The sequence below is a fragment of the Acinetobacter sp. AOR18_HL genome, assembly GCF_027855145.1.
Lineage (GTDB): Bacteria > Pseudomonadota > Gammaproteobacteria > Pseudomonadales > Moraxellaceae > Acinetobacter > Acinetobacter pittii.
Map to the genome: position 1 here is coordinate 1 of NZ_JAKTIG010000027.1, position 17620 is coordinate 17620.

Consider the following 17620-nt stretch of genomic DNA (forward strand, 5'->3'; position numbering starts at 1 on the left):
GGCAGAGTAAAACTTGAAGTGCGACATAAACCACCTAATTAATTTAAAGGGTTTATGGAGTATATAAAATTGTCATACCATCATCTTAACTTTGAAGATCGTACTGCATTAATGCTTGAGTCAAGAAAAGAAGGCTTTTCAGCCAGAAAATTTGCTGAACTCATTAAAAGACATCCTAGTACGATCTATCGTGAGCTTAAAAGAAATAGCATCAATGACGTTTATCAAGCTCGATATGCTTCTGATAACACCTTCGCTAGACGTAGACGTGGTCACAGAAAACTCAAAATCGATTCAATCCTCTGGAAATTTATTGTTGAAGCGATCCGTTGTTTATGGTCTCCTCAGCAAATAGCAAAGCGTTTAAAGACATTTCCTGATTTGGATCAAACAATGAATGTAAGCCATACAACGATTTATTCAACGATACGAGCATTACCCAAGGGTGAGTTGAAAAAAGACTTATTATCCTGTCTGCGTCATGAAAATAAAAAGCGAAAAGCTAACGGTGAACCTAAAAAAGATTCTATATTACAGGATATTAAAACTATTCATGAGCGCCCAGCCGAAGTTCAAGAAAGAAAAATACCGGGTCATTGGGAAGCTGATTTAATTAAAGGTAAAGACAATAAAAGTTCGATAGCAACACTTATTGAACGAAATACACGGCTCTGTATCTTGGCAACATTACCTGATGCAAAGGCAGAATCAGTGCGCAAGGCTTTAACTGAAGCTCTGAAATATTTACCTGCAGAACTGCGTAAAACGTTGACCTATGACCGTGGACGCGAGATGTCAGAACATAAAATACTCGAAGAAGATTTAGGCATAGATGTATATTTCTGTGACCCACATTCACCTTGGCAAAAAGGCACATGCGAAAATATGAATGGTTTAATTAGGCAATATTTACCTAAAGGGATTGATTTAAATCAGGCAGATCAGCATTATTTAAATCAAGTTGCCATGTCACTGAATACTCGTCCTAGAAAGGCGTTAGATTGGCTTACACCATTAGAGAAATTTGCTCAGCTTGTTGATTATCATATGGCTTTTGAAACTGTCGCACCTCATGTTTGAATTCGCCATGTGTTTTATTAGGTGATCCAAATTATTACAGCCGATTTGGTTTTAAAAATTATCCTGAGCTAATTTTGCCTGATGTACCGAGTGAATATTTTCAGGCTCTAACTTTCTCGGGCAATATTCCAAAAGCGAATGTTAAATACCAAGAGGCTTTTAATGCGATGCAATAATAAAAACTTACTATCTTTAAAAGAAAACTCCTAAAATAGGAGTTTTCTTTTTCATTGGTTTTGAACAATATTTACTTAAAATATTAGCTTTTATTTAACACGCTCAATTTGGAAAACTTCAATATCGGTAGGCTTAACTCTATGCTTATCTACCTCACCAACGACACGTACTTTATCCCCTGCTTTTAGTTCAAGAGGTTTCCATAAGTCATCATCGATATCAATTATGATTGAACCCGTAGCGTCTTTTAACTCAAAATGATCCCCAGCAATATGCTTTACGATCGTACCAGTTAAAGTTACTCCAGATTCATCAGCCAAAGTTTTTACTTTGGACACTGTGACTACATTTTTTGTTGCTTCGTTTAATAAAGCAGCATCTGGTTTAGCTATCACAGCACTACTTCCTAATAAAGCAAATCCAGCCAATGCTGTTAAAAGTATTTTTTTCATGACGATTACCTACTTTTTAATATTCTTAGTTATATAAACAAATTCTTTTAAAGTTATAGATTTAGCTTTTGTGGCTTTTTGTATCTTATTAAGTTCTTTGTTTAATGATAATAAATAGTAACATTAAAAAATTTCTTTAAGTTCTCTTTTCCAACAACTATTTTATGGCCTTTATTTTTTCGTGAATTTACTTAAGAAAGCTTTTTCTTAAGTAAATTAAACTCAGCATTAAAATATCACTTCATTGTTAGGCAACAAGTTGTCCTAAACTCAATAAAATATTTATGGCTTCTGTCTCATCCTCTGTTTGCATAACAATCATTCTGTCATAAGAAATTCCACCAACCTCAATATAAATTTTTGGATGTGGAAGCTGAGGAATATAGACTTTTAGTGGTTGATAAAGAGCAAGAAGATAACCAAATGAATCATAAGGATAATGATCATCTTTTAATGTCTTCTTTATAACAACATAGTTGTTCAATATACTTAAAATAAAACCATATTCATTTTCAGAATGAAATTTAGCGTCCATACCTACCTCCTTGATTAGTTAATATTTTTATAATCAAACTTAAAGGTTAAATTTCTGATCTGAGGATATTTGAACTAATTTACTTTAAATATAGAGTTCTATTTAAAATAATGAGTTTCGAATTTAAATATATTTAAAACCAAGTGTATTAGTCAACATATTTTGAACGGCGCCATTAAAAATAAATATTTTGAGTTACAAATCACACTTTAAGACAAAAATAAAAAGATATAAAAAAACCCATCTTACGATGGGCTTTGGGCATTCAACTAGATTATGAATCTTTATCCTTTGTATGAGGAGTTGTGGTTTTATCTTGCTGTTTTGTGTCGTTTTCACCTTGGCAAGCACTCACACTCAAAGAAATAAAGGCGGCTAAACCCAAGGTCGCTATAATTTTTGTCATGTTTCACCTCATGAATTGTTTAGATTGATGAGTTAATAAATACTTTTTATTAGTTTTACGATCAGCATAGGTTTCTAGGCTTTTTTGTAGATTTAGCGCAAAAATGTAAAGCTATTTAGTTTTGACTTTAAGCGCTCATTTAAATTTAACTCAACAAGTTCAAAGCCGAGCACCTAACATAAACTTAAATTAAATATTAACTGAGTGCCTGAGCGTTTTGAGGAGTAAGTCATATAAGTGATCTACAGCTTTAGAATCCAAAGATGCCCGACTCCGATAAACAGCGACCTCCATAGGTTCTAAAGGTCCTAGGCCATGATCAGCACTTAAAATAGTTAAATGCTCAGGCGCACTACACTGTGTGAACACGGCAATTGCTAAACCACTTTCCACCGCTGCAATTTGACCAGCCAAACTTGAACTATTGTATACCACACGGTAACGGCGTCCTTGTAATGCCAAAGAATGAATAGCACTCTTTTTAGCTTGGCTAGTACTTTCGTAAACTGCAATTGGAAGCGGGTCTTCTCGCCAGAGTTCAAATTGTGGAGAGCCAACCCATACCATTGGTTCATGAAATAATAGTGTTCCTTGACGAGCGTTATCTCTCGAAATTAATGCTAAGTCTATATCACCGCTTTCTACTCGTGGAATTAAAGAAGTCGACTGTTCACAAATCAATTCAATTTCAACCCCTCCGTAACGTGGTGCAAAACGTTTAAGTACGGGCGTTAAATATTTAGAAGCATAGTCATCAGGTACTCCAAGACGTATACGGCCCTTTAATTCATCTCCGTGAAATGCCATTTGGGCTTCAGCATGCAAATCTAAAATACGGCGTGCATAACCTAAAAGTAGCTGTCCTTGAGACGTTAATTCAATTTGTCGGTGCGTTCGTATTAAAAGTTGGCAATGTAGGGCTTCTTCAAGTTTTTTTAATTGCATGCTAACCGCTGACTGTGATCGATATAACTCAGGGGCTGCATTCGACAATGAGCCTGTATCAACGACAGTGACAAAACACTTTAACCAATCAATCTGTAAGTTTTTTATATTCATTACGATTTATCTATTCGATTTTCAAATAGTATATAAAAGAATTATGCGCTTTTCTTTATTTATTGCTTCTCTCATACTGAACTTATAAAAAGTTAAAACAGTTCATTTTTAAACGTCCCTAACGATGAATTGATTAACAACTGAATAACTCGTTAATCACTGTCCTTAATAACCATTTTATCACTTCGTATTTCTTAGGTATTACGCACTAGGAGGAGGTTTTATGCGCCTAAATAAACAGTTGCTTGCGTCACAAAGTGCGACATCCACTTTCGTTTTACTGTGGGGAAGTGCTGCGATTTTTACTCGATGGGGGCTCGACAGTGCCTCACCTATAGCATTATTAATTCTACGCTTTGCCACAGCTTTGTTTGTTCTGTTGTTAATTGCTATTTTTAGAAAAAGACTTTTACCTAAGTATGGAACTCGAAAGCAAGTTTTATTAACTGGACTACTGATTATTGCAGGTTATTCAATTTGTTATTTTAAAGCCATGGCTCACGGAGTCACCCCTGGTTTAATGGCCACAATCATGGGAATACAGCCAATCTTGACGCTTTGTCTTTTAGAAAAGAATTTACAAAAAGAGAGATTATTAGGTCTATTGATTGCTTTAGCCGGACTCATACTTTTAGTGTGGAAAAGCTTAACTATGTCTTTTATCGCTCCAATCGGAATATTCTTTGCCTTAGCAGCACTGATCTGTATAACTTTTGGTGCCATCATGCAAAAAAACATTCAACAAGCCCCAACAGATGTCTTACCGCTCCAATATATAGTTAGCCTTCTAGTTTGTTTATTTATAGTTCCATTTGAACATTTTGAAATAACGTGGAATTCACAACTCATTATTTCGGTTTTATTCCTTGGAATTTTAATTTCTGTAGTTGCTCAACTTTTACTTTACCGTCTTCTAAATCAGGGCAATCTTGTAAATGTGACAAGTCTATTCTATTTAGTCCCTGTTGTTACTGCACTTTTAGATTTTTTAATTTTAAAAAATAAGTTGCCGCTTGCAGGCTTAATAGGAATGATTGCGATTTTAATAGGCTTAACACTTGTATTTAAAAAGAAATAAATCATTTAAAGTAGATTATAAAACCCTCGACTGAGGGCTTTATACTGAGTTAAAGACTAGTCTAAATTTTTCCAGTCTTTACCAATTTGAGCTAATGCTGGCAGTTCATCGCTATTAAAAACATTAGAATTACGATCAATAGCAAATCGATAGATGGGCACAGAATCAGCTTCAGTTTTTTTATAGAAGCTGAAATTTTCAGTAATGTGGTAATTGCCAGCTTCTGTAGATTTTACAGCTGCTCCTGATGGAATATGAATATAACTTTCACATTCCACTTCAATATTATTTCCAGCAAGATCTTGGTAGGAAAATTTCATGTTTTGATCCTTTCTAAATTTTTATGATTGAGAAAAACTTAACATGCTATCTGGCTAGATTATTGAAACTTTTTTCAACTAATTGTTTAAGTGTGTGTATTTAGTTAAAACTAAAAAAGTTGTTCAAGATAAAAATCCTATTTCTAATACTTCTACTCTCTCTCACAATCCCAATACTTTAAAAGCTCGCTCATCAAGTTCTTTTAGCTCCTCAAGTGTATACAATCGTCCTTCTGGATCAAAAAACTTATCAAAGTCGAATTGTCCTTCTTTATATAATTGATATCTTTTAGGCCCTAACCACTCTTTTTGAAAGAAATCATCTGTTAGTTTAAAAAACTCTTTAAATGACATATTTGCATCTAATTGGCCAATTAACTGTTCACGTTCATTTTTAGGAATATCCTTAAATTTTCTCTCATCCATAATGAAGGCTCGGCTGCCGACTAGCTGACCGTCCTCATGAGTTGGAACTAGAATACTGCGGCAATGAGGATGTAAAGGCGGAACTTTTTTTGTAGGGTCATTGATATTCCACACACTACTATCAAGGGCTGCACATACTTTTGAGGTTCTACCATCAAGAACACTTACAAATCTGACATATGCAAACTTTAACTGTTTATAGCTGTTTAAATAGGCCTGATTGGATATATGACTTCGAATCGTACGCACAGTTCGTTCAATATCAATCTTAGAGCTATTTAGTAGTCCATCTTCATATTTAAGGCGTTTAGTCCCTAGAATCCTTTGAATAATTTGTTGATTCGTCGCTCCAGTATTGAGGCCATCCCGAATTGCATACTCAGCTCTTTGACGGGCAACCTCTGCAATTGTAGAAAGTAACTCATCCACCAATGCTCCACCTGCTAAAGGAACACGTTTAGCAGCTTTATAGAGCTGTTCACCTTTTAACTCGTTATGTTTACCACCAAAAATTTTTGACATATATCTGACTTCATAGACAGCCAATGCCACAGCAGAGATGGTAAAAGTTTCAATGAGCATATCGTTAGTAGTATTAAACCACTGAGAAATCAGTGCACGTATTTCTTTTAATGGGGCTGTTGAGTAAAGCCCACCCGCCAATGCGGTTTTTTCCTTTTCATTTAGCTCATCTAACAGCTTACTTAGTTTGGTAAGCATATTAACTGTTTCGGAATTAAATAAATTAAGAAGTTCATTAACCGATCTTGAAGATGCTCGATATAGATAAGCTTGATGTTGAGTCAGAACATCAAAAAGTGATTTCTGATGAAGATTAACCATAAAAATTACCTCTACAGAATTGCCCTTTTTATTATTTTCTATTTGTTTGTCTTACCTTATGTAATTTGCTTATTATTAATATCTCTAGAATAAGTTATGACTAACAAGTGTACCTACGTAAAGTTATTTAGCTAACAGCTTATCCTTGTAATTTATATCTTTATAAACTTGTCTCGTGTCTAACTATACCATCTCTTTAATGCTGAGTAAAACAGCATTACTCGGAATATTTTTAAGTATTTTCTTTTGTTGTTTTCGCCATTCTTTATAAAATTTTTTATCAGATTGTTCAGAAAAACTGTTTGTATTCTTATTAGCGTATGTAGTACCCGTATTTGATGATTGTATACTTGGCCAATTGTTTAATTGAGGTGTTAAAACCGCATTACTCATCAATGAAAGTTCTTCTAATCTAATTAAGTTCATATTTACTTCCTTGCTTATATCTAGCTCCTGATGTCTTCAACATGTTCAAACTTTATATTGAACCGTTAAAAGATAGCTACTGTTTTATTTCCTAAGCCAATCAGAGCCTACACAAATACCACACCCTTAAAAATGCAAAGTGCAAGTTTTGTGTATTGATTTACCAATGATGTAACTTGCTATACGCCCAAATAAATTAATTTTAAATAGAATGAAAAAGGTATTTATAAGGTTTTCTTCTCAGTTGCTCCAATTTCAGATATACTGACCTTAGTATGAGATGAGCCTTATATAGTTCATTGGTAGATCAATGAATGACTAAGCCCTTCGCTTTCGAGCAAGGGCTTTTTTAATGCGTGTAATTTGGAAAAATTACTTTGATCTGACTCAGCAATTCAAGCCTCGGTTTGCCTTTACTGAACAGGTCTGTTAGATTGGTCTTGTTCATCAACTCCTATTGTGGATGAATACTGAAGCCTGATTCGTAGCATCAGGCTTTTTTTATGCCTAGATTTTATTAAAGATCAGAACGGCTTTTCTGATCAAACCCTATAAAGAATTAAAAGACTATGATCCTAAAAACAATTTCTTTTCAATAGCGCGGCGTCTAACCAATCCAGCCAAACGCTTACCGCCTGCGTTTACCCATACATCAAATTGGTTTGCGGCCCCTTTGTAATCGCCTGAATTTAATTTTTTTAATAAGGTCGATTTTTTAAAGGCTCCTGCCCCGATGTTATAACTTAGTGAGACTAATGCGTCGAATTGATTTTGCTTTAAAGGAACTTTTACAGCGCCATTGACTGCACGCTCAAATATTTTCAAATCATGCTGCATATATGCTTTGGCCTGCTCAAGAGTACATGTGTCACCTTTTTGAACGCTCAAACCGTTTGGGTATCTGGTTGTGCCATAACCAATGCTCCAGACACCTACGCCATCATCATAAGCACTGAGTCTTAATCCTTCAAAATTACAAATATGGTTTACCCCTTCCTGACTCAGAGACATCTCATCTACCACAAAACCAATTTCCTCATCGCCATTGTCTGTTGCGGTAGCAATCGGACTATTTGTAGCGGCACGTGACCGAGACTTGGTAGTAAAAAGCTTGCAAAGATAATCCAATATTTTTTGCATCTAATCCTCTTTCATCTTACTTTTTCTCTGTAACCCAAAGTGTAATATACCCTTGAACTACAGGCTGTCCATCTGCTCTATAGGCATTTACTTTTATTTGCATATCGCCAACTTTCCATTCTTCATCAATTGTTGCGACGACTTTAATATCAGAATCGGCTTTGGCGACATAATTTACATTCATGCCTTTAGGTAACCATCTTAAATGTTGAGGAATAGATGCTTCGGTTAGTACACCCATAACAAATTCTAATCCATTACATATGGCAATAACGTGAACTGTTCCTATGTGATTTTCGACTGATTTATTCTTTTTGATGAAAGCTTCACACACGTCAGCATCTAGTTTTTGAATAATTGGATTTACTGTTTGAAAATATGGAGCAACACGGCTAACAACTTTTGACAACAACGTTAATCCACATGGTATTGCTTTCAATGTTCTAAAAGCGAGCAAAACGTCATTAATTGGTGGTACAGCGTTATATTTGATTTGGTTGGCAAATTTATAAATATAATTACTCATAGTTTTACTTCTGGCTGAGAATAAGAATTTAATAAATATATAGCCTCATATCTCTAGACTCATTGCTTAACTTTCATGTTTTTTAAGTCATTAATGATAATTTTTGAATAATATCTAGAGTTTGTTGTTGTTCAACCAAATACGCTAGAAATTAAAATGCCCAATATAAAATTGGGCTATAGATTATTCTTCGACTTCTATGGGATCGCCATCTTCAGGTCGAATATGTCGCTCACCATCATCTGCCGGATCGACACTAGAGCCATCTTTGGTAATACTGTTATACAACTCATCCTCTTTTTTATCATCGATAAATTCTTCATCTGCAAAATCAAGAGGCTCTTCATCATCATCAAAATTTAATGGTTTTTCTTCATCTATCATGAGATTTATCCTTTACTTCACTTGTCTCATACCATGCTCAAATAATTAACAGATACATTCAACATGAAACAATCATCATTTATGTAACAGACACTTTAAGATACATATAACAAAGAAAACCGCCCTCGAAGGCGGTTACTAAGCTCTAAATTGTTAGAGATAATTGGCTTATAACTTTTATATATTTTAAGAAGGTAGTTTATTATTTTTAATATAATCATCTGATTTAAAATAATTAACAATCATTTCTGCATTTTCTTCTTTTACAGGTAAAGTAGTTACTGGAATATTTTCATTTCCCATACTAAAGCCTTGAGGGACCAACTGAGAAATAGGAGGAAATTTGGCTTTACCTCCCTCAGTGATTCTTTCAATAAATCCTGCAAGCCATAAAATAAACTCACCTTCATTATCACACTTAGGCATAAGACTAAAATCAATTTTTACCGAGCATTGCTCGATGGGCTTGGTTAAGCAGTCTTCAAAATTAATAAAATTATACTTTAATTTGAATTCAGTACCTTTTATCGCATTACGAATAAGCCCAACCAAACAATTTAAATTTTCTATTACATCATCAGAAAACAAGTTGTCATTTTTAATTTTTTTATAAACCTTATCTGCTATTGCTAGATATTTTGGCATCTTAACCTCCTATCTTCTCATGCGTATATTTATATACTTCTTTAAACTATTATTTTTTTATGTAAGATAGGGTAAAACTCATAAACTAAATGTAAGAAATACAAGGTTTTTGAAATTTAATCGTCAATTAAACATCAAAAACATTTAAAAATGTGAAGTAATTAACATAAATAATCTATATATAAGAAGATTTTGAAAAATTTTCTTTCAATTTTTCATATTATCGAGAAGTGCTTTAAATAAAATCTTAGCTCTATTTAATATTTGAACTGAATTTATTCAAAGAAATTCTAGTTTTTATTATTTTCAAGGTGGTTCAAAATACTACTAATTTTTAAAAGTAAATAACCGAACAGCAAACCATTAAATATAATAAAAAGACCAACTGTGACCATTTGTGTAGACCACACTCGAATAATATCTAAATTATCATTTCTAGTTTCAACTTGCCCATATGACAAAATAAAGGCTATTCCTAAAACAATTCCAAATATAATTAGACACCACGCTACAACTTTCGTTGCTTTACTTTCAGTATGAGGCTTCTTTACTTCACTCATATTTTTACTTACAACTCTTACGAAATTATTTATTTTCTATAATAATTTTTCATTCTTTTAAAGTTCTGTTTATGTTACCTTTTGATATTAATGTAACAAATTTTTATATTTTTTTAATATATAAATAAAATGTCTTATTTTCTGACTACACTGAAATGTTAGCATTCTACTTTTGAATTTAGCTCTTAAAGATCAGTTCAATATAGCTAAAACCTACTATATCAATACTATAAATATCTAAAGAGCAGATTTAACTTACTCAAAATTATAAATCTGCTCTTAGTATTCAAACATAACTGATTTATTTTACCTGAAACTTAATATTGAATTTTCTTGCTTGCTTTCTTACCTCTGGATTAGAGGGTAAAACAAATGGACTAGAACGCCAGATAGCTTTTTCAATACTTGTTTTAAATTTTTGCTCTTCTTTATCTAAAAAGATAATTTGCTCAATTTCGCCAGTATCCATTAAAAAGACTTTAACACTTGCACTCATACCTGTAGAAGACTTGGGAATATCCCAGGTTTTATAAATTTTCTTTTGATATTGTTTTTTATATTTTTCAGCCTCTGAAATAATTTTATTATCAGCCACTTGCATAGGAGTGACTTGTTTGTGACCTGTGGCACACCCAACCAATAAAAATAAAGAAGCAACAATAGTGAAGTTTTTCATTTAAAATACCTTGTTTTCAATAACTAAAATTTAACAGTTTAAAATTTAAAAAACCACCCAAAAGGTTGTATTAATCATTGATTATTATGAGTTAGCAAAGGTGTTAAGCCACCTTTGCTCCGTCCTTTTTAGTTAATATTTTATTTTTCTTTAAAAAGGAACTTCATAACGAAAATTTAGATTCGAATTTTCTGATATATTTATATTATAGACATCTCGATCAGTGAAAATCCCATGTTCAGGTGTTTTAAAACTATTAAAAGCTTTATTCTCTGGAACTATTGGAGGTTTATTCAAATAATTTTCTTGAGAATTATATGGAGATGAAGCACAACCAATCAGCCCAAAACCCAATAAAGATATAACTAAAAATGTCTTCATAAATTTTGTCCACTTTGATAAAAGCTACACAATTTAACAAATTGAACTGCTATTGTCACACCAGAATAATTTAGTTTAACTTAACAATAAATTTATTGAATGTATTTAAAAAGAAATAATCAATTTCAACTTCTATAAAAAACAAATAAATCTGGCCCATATAAGTTTTTAAAACTGGATGTATTAAAGGCCCTATTCTAGTTTTAATATTTCCTTGATTTTTAACCAATGATCTACCTATTTTACGTTTAGATTTTAAGGATTGTTATGCGGCTACATTTTATTATTCATGAAGATTTTGAAGCGCCCGGCGCATATGAAATTTGGGGCAAAATGAATAACTTCAAAATTACCTATTCAAGAGGGTATTTAAATGAAGTTTTGCCAACTTCTGTTGAAGATATCGACTTTCTTATTGTAATGGGTGGCCCACAAAGTCCCGATACTACATTAGATATGTGCCCTCACTTTAATTCATTAGCTGAACAAGCAATGATTAAAAAAGCAATTGAAGCAAATAAAGTGGTCATTGGGGTATGCCTAGGGTCTCAATTGATCGGTGAAGCTTTAGGTGCCAAATTTGAACATAGCCCTGAGCGAGAAATTGGTAAGTTTCCAATTATGCTTACAGAATATGGAATAACACATTCTAAGTTTTCACACTTAGGAAAAATGACCGAAGTTGGCCATTGGCATAACGACATGCCAGGCTTAACTTCCAATGCAAAAATTATTGCTTTTAGCGCAGGGTGCCCAAGACAGATTATTGAATATTCAAAATTAGTTTATGGCCTACAATGTCATATGGAATTAACTTCAGAAGTAGTTGAATTACTGATTCAACATTCAGAAGTCGAGTTAAATGATGCTCACAATTATAAATTTGTGAATACTCGTGAAGAATTACGAAATCACGACTATCAAGAAATGAATCAAAACCTGTTTATTTTTCTGGATAAATTGAAAGAAGAATATTCAAAACAATCTTAAAAAAATGAGTGTAAAAAGCCTTTTTAAATTGGCTTTTACGCTCCGCTACAGATCTTATTATTTACCAGTTGATCAAGCACTCTTGAAGTCAAACCTTCAAAAATTAAATTTTAATGTTACAATACAGTGATTTACTCAATTTCAATTGGACTCCCAAAGAAATGAATAGATTTTTATTAACTTTTTTATCTTTAAATATTGGGCTTTTTTCTTCTTCCATCTTTGCTGAAACAAACACATTTCAAACGAAACAAGAATATAACCGCCCTAGATTTAATCAGCATAAAAGTATGCTTGAAATAAATGCTAACACTCAGAACCCTCAGCTGACTGAACAGCAAAATTCATTTAATTCTCCTCATTCCCAAAACGTAGATTTTTTTGAAATTGCAAAACAATATCAAGAAAATGAAGCAAAGCCTTCTTCGTTTACTGATGAAACAGTGAATATGAGTGATCATGAGCGTAGCCTTTACTACATGAGACATCATGATAATGTGGGTATTCAAAGAGAAATTCGTGGTCAACAGTTTAAATCGCTAAAACAACAGCGAGATAAAGGTGTTATTTCTAATGATGTATATAAAGAAAAGGTCTACAAAATCTTAAATCAACCTAACTTTAAATAAATTTGAAGCCCTCTTCGGAGGGCTGTTCTGTGAAAATGATTAGTGAAAAGCTATGTTTAGTTTTTCTAAAAAACTTAAATTACATTTATAAAATTTTGTTACTTTTTCGCTATAATGATTATAATTATCGTTTAGGATTTCGATACATCAACATGGACCGCTCATCTGCTCTTTTACTCCCAAATTTTAAGTTCAAAGTTTCTACACTTAGCTATGCAATCGGACTAGCTTGTACTTATTTAGCACTTCCTGCACATGCCGAAGATACAACCACTAGTGCATTACCGACTATTACCATTAAGGCACAAGGTAACTGGTTAGAAGAAGCAAATGCAGAAACTGTTCACAAACATGCTGGCGCTCGAACTATTATTGACCGTAAGCGTTTAGATGAAACGGCGGCAACTTCACTGCGCGAAGCTCTAAAGCAAGTTCCTGGGATTCAGGCTCAAGACAGTAGTGGAACAGGCGGTAGTGATGTTTCTCTCAATATTGGGGTTCGTGGTTTAGCATCTCGCCTATCACCTCGCTCAACAGTTCTAATCGATGGTGTTCCGCTTTCATTTGCACCGTATGGTCAGCCACAGTTATCTTTGACACCTGTTTCAATTGGGAATATTGAATCAGTTGACGTTGTGCGCGGTGCGGGATCGGTTCGTTTTGGGCCTCAAAACGTAGGTGGAATTATTAACTTTGCTACTCGATCAATTCCTCAAGATTTTAGCGGAACTGTTAGCCTAACTTCAGAATATGCATCTGGTACTGATCAAGTAAAACTGAGCCCTAATTTATTTGTGGGGGGAACTTTAGATAATGGTTTAGGCCTTGCCCTTCTATATTCAGGGACCAAAGGAAACGGTTATCGAGAAGCAAACAACAAAATTGATATCGATGATGTAATGCTAAAGTCTGCTTATCAATTTAATGATAAAGACTCGGTTGCTTTAAATCTGCATCACTATGAAGGTCGCGGCGAAATGCCAGAGGGTTTAACTCAGGCGCAATATGCTGAAAACCCGTATCAATCTTCTGGTGAAAAAAACTATTTTGCAGGTCGACGTACAGATGTCTCTTTACGTTATAACCATAAAGATGAAAAAAATAACTTCGAGGTTTTGAGTTACTACATCGACTCTTTCCGTACTAGTAATCTTGAGACTACACTAGCGAATGGGCAAAAACGCCTCGATTCTGCTCCACGCGATTATAAAGTCTATGCAATTGAACCGCGTTACTCTCGCATTTATGAACTTGGTAATACTCAAAATGAAGTAACGGTTGGCTATCGCTATTTAAAAGAAGAAAGTTCTGAATTTGCAGGACGTACTGCATCTTATGCAGCAGGTTCATCAGTGCCAGATTTTGCTCCGCGTAGTAGTAGTGAAGGCGGTACTAAAGCACATGCTGTATATATCGACAACCGTATGGAACTCGGCCGTTGGACCATCACACCGGGTGTTCGTTTCGAATCAATTGAAACCCATAATAACTTCACAGGTTATAACAAAGGACAACCTAATACTGTTTATCCAAAAATTGATTCAGACGAATTTTTACCAAGTTTATCCGTGATGTACTCAGCAAATGAAAACTGGAATATATTTGCAAACGCAGGCGTATCGTTCGGTCCACAGCAATACAGTCAATTAGCTCGTCTTGAAGGAACAACCGCAACGGCTACAACCGAAGGCTTACATCCTGAAAAGTCGAACAACTATGAAATTGGCACCAAATATTTGGGCAATGGTTTAAATGCCGAATTTACCGTGTTCTATTTAGACTTTGATAAAGAGCTTTCATTGGTTCGTGATGCTGCTAATAACGGAATCTGGACAGATTTAGGGGCAACCAGCCACAAAGGTGTCGAAACAGGTATTAGCTATGATTTCGGACAATTGTCTGATGCACTGGAAGGCTTAAAAGTATATGGAAACTATACTTTCACCAAAGCAGTGGCTGAAGCTGGTCAATTTAAAGATAAAGACTTACCATTTTACTCGCGTCATGTCGGTAATGTTGGGTTAGGTTACACAGTAGATAAATGGTCTTTAAATGCGGATATGTTTGCTCAATCTAAGCAGCATTCACCAGATCTTCCAGATAGTAATGTCTATCAAACAGAAGAAACTGCTGATGGTAAATATGGAGATATTCCGGGTTACACCACTTTTGCGCTACGTACCTCTTATGACTTAAGTTCACAAGTTAAAGGTTTAAAAATCGCTGGTGGAATCAAAAATGTCTTTGATAAGCAATATTTTACTCGCTCAACAGACTCTACTGGCGGTAAGTATGTAGGACTGCCACGTACGTTCTATCTACAAACATCTTTTGATTTTTAAAGCTAAACCAAATTGAATAAAAAGCCCTCTTCGGAGGGCTTTTTCATAAGTTAAACACTAGAATATGGATCAATTTAAGCGAGCGTTGACATAAAATATTCTAATAATTTATCCCTTTCATCAGTACTATTCGCACTTAAAAGCTGGGCCATTGCCCCATCAATCACAAATAAAAACATGTAGGCATCTTCAACTGTAGCGTTAACTTTTACAGTTAAAAGGAATTTATGAATTTCTTTAATGAACCAGTTCCGGTAGTCAATCACGATTTTATAGGCCGCAGGATAAAGCTTTTCAATTTCAAAAATGGCTTTAAATGGTAAACGATAAAAGCCTTCTAAGTTTGCATGTAAAAAGTAAACTTTCTTAAGTTTATCGAATGCCATGAGTTCACGGTACAAATGAATAATTGAAAACACCTCATGTTTTAATGAATCTGTTTGAAAAGTTAAGCTCATCTGAATGAGCCTTTCTTTGGAGTGAAAGTAGTTATAAAAAGTGGCTTTGGGAATTTTGGCATCCGTAATAATTCGGTCAATCCCGATGTAAAACCCATATTGATTAAACAAATCTCTTGCCGCGTGTAGTACGCGAAGTGCTCTAAATGATGCTTCTAAATTTGGCATTTTTATACCGTATAAAATAATTTTTTGTTGTAAGTAAATGAGATAGAAATGCTGTTACTCTTAAATTGAGCATTAAAAACAAGCATGCAAAAGCGGCACAAAAAAGGTGTGCTCGCCTATCTCAGGTTTATTGTTGCTATGATTTTTTAGTCGTAACGATTCTTAAGATGTAGAAAACCTAGAGTCGATTAAACCGTTTGAAAGACTGTTTAAGTGGAATGAATAGAGAGATTTTGGCAGAGGCCAATAAAGAATAAATAGTACGCATAACGGCGGACTCCTTTTGATTTAGAAGAGTCTTACCAATTACTGTCAAATAATGGTGGCAAGACTAGAAGGGTTGACAGACTGGTACAAAAGGAAACCAGCGCACGCAAGCGTGCCCCTCCTAGCCTCACCATAAAGGCGTGACTTAGGAGAACGCACAAAACGAAATAATACGTTGTTGTGCGCCTTTTGTACCAGCTCTGTCAAAAGCTGACTGGCAATGTGGCCAACAGGCAAAGGATAATCGGAGAGGTTTTGGGTGTCAATGTTCTAAACTGAAGAAGTAAGAGTATTGAATATAAAAAGATCTTTAAATAACAAGAGCTTTAAATATGAGCCTGTAAATTATTTTGTGTAAGTTCCATTTTTTATAAATGATCTTTTAATCGATCATCGAACTGAATCGTAAACCAATTCATTGCTAAACGCCAATTTTGAATTGGCATCGTCCATTTCTTCGCAGCATTTGATGTTGCTAAGTAAATGACCTTCTTTACTGAGTCATCAGATGAAAAGATTTTCCTTTTCTTCGTTGAATGGCGTATTACGCTATTCAACGACTCAATCGCATTTGTTGTATAAATTGCATGACGTATTTCGGCTGGATAGCTAAAGATCGTTCGGATATTTTCCCAATTGGCCCGCCAGGATTCTCCAATTTTGGGATACTGGTGATTCCATTGATCACAGAAGATGTCTAGGGATTTTAAAGCATTTTCCTCTGTACTTGCCTGATAAATCGCTTTCAGACCCGACGTAACAGCTTTGTAGTCTTTCCAGCTTACAAATCTCAGGCTATTGCGTACAACATGCACGATACACAGTTGAATATCAGTATGAGGGTAAACAGAGGCTATCGCGTCAGGGAAGCCTTTTAATCCATCTACACAGGCAACAAGAATGTCCTGTACTCCTCGATTTTTTAGCTCTGTCATGACTGACAGCCAGAATTTGGCACCTTCTGTCTGAGCAATCCACATACCCAGTAATTCTTTTTGCCCATCCATATTGATGCCTAAAGCAAGGTATACGGACTTGTTAATCACATTGGAGTGCTGACGGACTTTGACAACAATACAGTCAAGATAGACAACAGGATAAAGGCTATCTAAGGCTCTATTTTGCCACTCAGTCACTTGCTCAATCACAGCATCGGTAACTTTGCTGATGAGAGATGCTGACACATCGGCATCGTACATTTCTTTGAAGAAGGCTACAATTTCCCTATTAGTCATTCCTTTTGCATACAGTGAGAGGATTTGGTCATCCATACTGGTGATGCGTGTTTGGTGCTTTTTGATAATTTGTGGCTCAAATGAACCTTCTCGATCACGGGGAATATCTAAAGCCAGTTGTCCATCTTGAGTTGTAATGGTTTTAGAACTAAACCCATTACGGCTATTTGAGCCTTTCTTGGGCTGATGCTTTTCATAACCGAGATGGTCTGAAAGTTCAGTATTGAGTGCAGTTTCAATCATGAATTTTTTAAAGACTGCTGTCATTTGGTTTAAGTCTTCTGGTGTTTTTAGACCTTTAGCCAATTCGGCAGCCATACTTTTGATTGTTGCTTCATCCATGTGAAGTACCTTTTGTAATTATCCTCTGAAGGATAAATGAAAATTAAGTACTTACACAAAATTTAGAACAGTCCC

21 protein-coding genes and 1 pseudogene are annotated in these 17620 nt (G+C 34.6%); 6 read left to right on the plus strand and 16 right to left on the minus strand.

Annotation, left to right across the window (positions count from 1 at the left end):
• Positions 1 to 54 precede the first annotated feature (54 nt).
• The gene (locus tag MKL51_RS06745; RefSeq protein WP_004994718.1) at positions 55 to 1080 is read left to right on the plus strand and encodes an IS30-like element ISAba125 family transposase; all 1026 of its coding nucleotides are present in this window, start codon (positions 55 to 57) and stop codon (positions 1078 to 1080) included.
• An 8-nt stretch (positions 1081 to 1088) separates the two neighbouring features.
• Positions 1089 to 1256, plus strand: a pseudogene (locus MKL51_RS06750) (GNAT family N-acetyltransferase); the annotation flags it as partial.
• Positions 1257 to 1346: 90 nt separating this feature from the next.
• On the opposite strand, the gene MKL51_RS06755 reads toward MKL51_RS06750, so the two are convergent.
• The 4 genes from MKL51_RS06755 to MKL51_RS06770 all read right to left on the minus strand — a co-directional run bounded on the left by MKL51_RS06755 (position 1347) and on the right by MKL51_RS06770 (position 3709).
• Positions 1347 to 1709, minus strand: a complete 363-nt coding sequence (locus MKL51_RS06755) for a NirD/YgiW/YdeI family stress tolerance protein (protein WP_005073765.1) — start codon at positions 1707 to 1709, stop codon at positions 1347 to 1349.
• A 247-nt stretch (positions 1710 to 1956) separates the two neighbouring features.
• Positions 1957 to 2244 (minus strand): hypothetical protein, encoded by a 288-nt coding sequence (locus tag MKL51_RS06760; RefSeq protein ID WP_032007430.1) that lies wholly within the window; start codon positions 2242 to 2244, stop codon positions 1957 to 1959.
• A 274-nt stretch (positions 2245 to 2518) separates the two neighbouring features.
• Complete coding sequence (locus MKL51_RS06765) at positions 2519 to 2650, minus strand: hypothetical protein (RefSeq protein ID WP_270904254.1); 132 nt, start codon at positions 2648 to 2650, stop codon at positions 2519 to 2521.
• A gap of 189 nt (positions 2651 to 2839) precedes the next feature.
• Positions 2840 to 3709, minus strand: coding sequence for a LysR family transcriptional regulator (locus MKL51_RS06770; protein WP_032052234.1), 870 nt, complete (start codon positions 3707 to 3709; stop codon positions 2840 to 2842).
• Between the two features lie 223 nt (positions 3710 to 3932).
• Between MKL51_RS06770 and MKL51_RS06775 the strand changes: the two genes are divergently transcribed.
• Positions 3933 to 4787, plus strand: a complete 855-nt coding sequence (locus tag MKL51_RS06775; RefSeq protein WP_032007432.1) for a DMT family transporter — start codon at positions 3933 to 3935, stop codon at positions 4785 to 4787.
• Positions 4788 to 4843: 56 nt separating this feature from the next.
• Here the strand turns inward: MKL51_RS06775 and MKL51_RS06780 are convergent, their stop codons facing one another.
• The 10 genes from MKL51_RS06780 to MKL51_RS06825 form a co-directional block, all read right to left on the minus strand.
• Positions 4844 to 5107 (minus strand): hypothetical protein, encoded by a 264-nt coding sequence (locus MKL51_RS06780; RefSeq protein ID WP_017386735.1) that lies wholly within the window; start codon positions 5105 to 5107, stop codon positions 4844 to 4846.
• Positions 5108 to 5269: 162 nt separating this feature from the next.
• Positions 5270 to 6376, minus strand: a complete 1107-nt coding sequence (locus tag MKL51_RS06785; RefSeq protein ID WP_032042456.1) for a minor capsid protein — start codon at positions 6374 to 6376, stop codon at positions 5270 to 5272.
• Between the two features lie 183 nt (positions 6377 to 6559).
• Positions 6560 to 6802 (minus strand): hypothetical protein, encoded by a 243-nt coding sequence (locus tag MKL51_RS06790; protein WP_032007434.1) that lies wholly within the window; start codon positions 6800 to 6802, stop codon positions 6560 to 6562.
• Positions 6803 to 7369: 567 nt separating this feature from the next.
• A complete protein-coding gene (locus MKL51_RS06795; RefSeq protein ID WP_032007436.1) occupies positions 7370 to 7942 on the minus strand; it encodes a lysozyme in 573 nt (190 codons plus the stop codon).
• 16 nt (positions 7943 to 7958) lie between these two features.
• Positions 7959 to 8468: a hotdog fold domain-containing protein gene (locus tag MKL51_RS06800; protein ID WP_032007437.1), complete on the minus strand. Its 510-nt coding sequence runs from the start codon at positions 8466 to 8468 to the stop codon at positions 7959 to 7961.
• A gap of 183 nt (positions 8469 to 8651) precedes the next feature.
• The gene (locus MKL51_RS06805) at positions 8652 to 8852 is read right to left on the minus strand and encodes a hypothetical protein (protein WP_002114613.1); all 201 of its coding nucleotides are present in this window, start codon (positions 8850 to 8852) and stop codon (positions 8652 to 8654) included.
• A 186-nt stretch (positions 8853 to 9038) separates the two neighbouring features.
• A complete protein-coding gene (locus tag MKL51_RS06810; protein ID WP_032007438.1) occupies positions 9039 to 9497 on the minus strand; it encodes a hypothetical protein in 459 nt (152 codons plus the stop codon).
• 290 nt (positions 9498 to 9787) lie between these two features.
• The gene (locus MKL51_RS06815; protein WP_032042454.1) at positions 9788 to 10057 is read right to left on the minus strand and encodes a hypothetical protein; all 270 of its coding nucleotides are present in this window, start codon (positions 10055 to 10057) and stop codon (positions 9788 to 9790) included.
• Positions 10058 to 10358: 301 nt separating this feature from the next.
• Positions 10359 to 10733: a TonB C-terminal domain-containing protein gene (locus MKL51_RS06820; protein WP_032042453.1), complete on the minus strand. Its 375-nt coding sequence runs from the start codon at positions 10731 to 10733 to the stop codon at positions 10359 to 10361.
• 150 nt (positions 10734 to 10883) lie between these two features.
• Entirely contained in the window at positions 10884 to 11114 is a 231-nt protein-coding gene (locus MKL51_RS06825; protein ID WP_005068685.1) for a hypothetical protein, read from the minus strand.
• 267 nt (positions 11115 to 11381) lie between these two features.
• On the opposite strand from MKL51_RS06825, the gene MKL51_RS06830 reads away from it, so the two are divergent.
• From MKL51_RS06830 to MKL51_RS06840, 3 genes are all read left to right on the plus strand, one after another.
• On the plus strand, positions 11382 to 12104 hold the full coding sequence (locus MKL51_RS06830) for a type 1 glutamine amidotransferase (RefSeq protein ID WP_032007660.1): 723 nt from the start codon (positions 11382 to 11384) through the stop codon (positions 12102 to 12104).
• Positions 12105 to 12217: 113 nt separating this feature from the next.
• Positions 12218 to 12733: a hypothetical protein gene (locus tag MKL51_RS06835; protein WP_032007659.1), complete on the plus strand. Its 516-nt coding sequence runs from the start codon at positions 12218 to 12220 to the stop codon at positions 12731 to 12733.
• A 152-nt stretch (positions 12734 to 12885) separates the two neighbouring features.
• Positions 12886 to 15075: a TonB-dependent receptor family protein gene (locus MKL51_RS06840; protein ID WP_270904255.1), complete on the plus strand. Its 2190-nt coding sequence runs from the start codon at positions 12886 to 12888 to the stop codon at positions 15073 to 15075.
• A 74-nt stretch (positions 15076 to 15149) separates the two neighbouring features.
• On the opposite strand, the gene MKL51_RS06845 is transcribed toward MKL51_RS06840, so the two are convergent.
• Entirely contained in the window at positions 15150 to 15701 is a 552-nt protein-coding gene (locus MKL51_RS06845) for a TetR/AcrR family transcriptional regulator (protein WP_032007656.1), read from the minus strand.
• A 635-nt stretch (positions 15702 to 16336) separates the two neighbouring features.
• The gene (locus MKL51_RS06850) at positions 16337 to 17545 is read right to left on the minus strand and encodes an IS256-like element ISAba26 family transposase (RefSeq protein ID WP_000343018.1); all 1209 of its coding nucleotides are present in this window, start codon (positions 17543 to 17545) and stop codon (positions 16337 to 16339) included.
• Between the last annotated feature and the right edge of the window lie 75 nt (positions 17546 to 17620).

Bases quoted from the DNA above. Each gene is read 5' to 3' on its own strand.
- MKL51_RS06800 (WP_032007437.1), bottom strand. From the start codon at position 8,468: ATGAGTAATTATATTTATAAATTTGCCAACCAAATCAAATATAACGCT.
- MKL51_RS06815 (WP_032042454.1), bottom strand. From the start codon at position 10,057: ATGAGTGAAGTAAAGAAGCCTCATACTGAAAGTAAAGCAACGAAAGTT.
- MKL51_RS06760 (WP_032007430.1), bottom strand. From the start codon at position 2,244: ATGGACGCTAAATTTCATTCTGAAAATGAATATGGTTTTATTTTAAGT.
- MKL51_RS06775 (WP_032007432.1), top strand. From the start codon at position 3,933: ATGCGCCTAAATAAACAGTTGCTTGCGTCACAAAGTGCGACATCCACT.
- MKL51_RS06770 (WP_032052234.1), bottom strand. From the start codon at position 3,709: ATGAATATAAAAAACTTACAGATTGATTGGTTAAAGTGTTTTGTCACT.
- MKL51_RS06810 (WP_032007438.1), bottom strand. From the start codon at position 9,497: ATGCCAAAATATCTAGCAATAGCAGATAAGGTTTATAAAAAAATTAAA.
- MKL51_RS06830 (WP_032007660.1), top strand. From the start codon at position 11,382: ATGCGGCTACATTTTATTATTCATGAAGATTTTGAAGCGCCCGGCGCA.
- MKL51_RS06785 (WP_032042456.1), bottom strand. From the start codon at position 6,376: ATGGTTAATCTTCATCAGAAATCACTTTTTGATGTTCTGACTCAACAT.
- MKL51_RS06840 (WP_270904255.1), top strand. From the start codon at position 12,886: ATGGACCGCTCATCTGCTCTTTTACTCCCAAATTTTAAGTTCAAAGTT.
- MKL51_RS06745 (WP_004994718.1), top strand. From the start codon at position 55: ATGGAGTATATAAAATTGTCATACCATCATCTTAACTTTGAAGATCGT.
- MKL51_RS06835 (WP_032007659.1), top strand. From the start codon at position 12,218: ATGTTACAATACAGTGATTTACTCAATTTCAATTGGACTCCCAAAGAA.
- MKL51_RS06825 (WP_005068685.1), bottom strand. From the start codon at position 11,114: ATGAAGACATTTTTAGTTATATCTTTATTGGGTTTTGGGCTGATTGGT.
- MKL51_RS06805 (WP_002114613.1), bottom strand. From the start codon at position 8,852: ATGATAGATGAAGAAAAACCATTAAATTTTGATGATGATGAAGAGCCT.
- MKL51_RS06755 (WP_005073765.1), bottom strand. From the start codon at position 1,709: ATGAAAAAAATACTTTTAACAGCATTGGCTGGATTTGCTTTATTAGGA.
- MKL51_RS06820 (WP_032042453.1), bottom strand. From the start codon at position 10,733: ATGAAAAACTTCACTATTGTTGCTTCTTTATTTTTATTGGTTGGGTGT.
- MKL51_RS06765 (WP_270904254.1), bottom strand. From the start codon at position 2,650: ATGACAAAAATTATAGCGACCTTGGGTTTAGCCGCCTTTATTTCTTTG.
- MKL51_RS06795 (WP_032007436.1), bottom strand. From the start codon at position 7,942: ATGCAAAAAATATTGGATTATCTTTGCAAGCTTTTTACTACCAAGTCT.
- MKL51_RS06850 (WP_000343018.1), bottom strand. From the start codon at position 17,545: ATGGATGAAGCAACAATCAAAAGTATGGCTGCCGAATTGGCTAAAGGT.
- MKL51_RS06790 (WP_032007434.1), bottom strand. From the start codon at position 6,802: ATGAACTTAATTAGATTAGAAGAACTTTCATTGATGAGTAATGCGGTT.
- MKL51_RS06780 (WP_017386735.1), bottom strand. From the start codon at position 5,107: ATGAAATTTTCCTACCAAGATCTTGCTGGAAATAATATTGAAGTGGAA.
- MKL51_RS06845 (WP_032007656.1), bottom strand. From the start codon at position 15,701: ATGCCAAATTTAGAAGCATCATTTAGAGCACTTCGCGTACTACACGCG.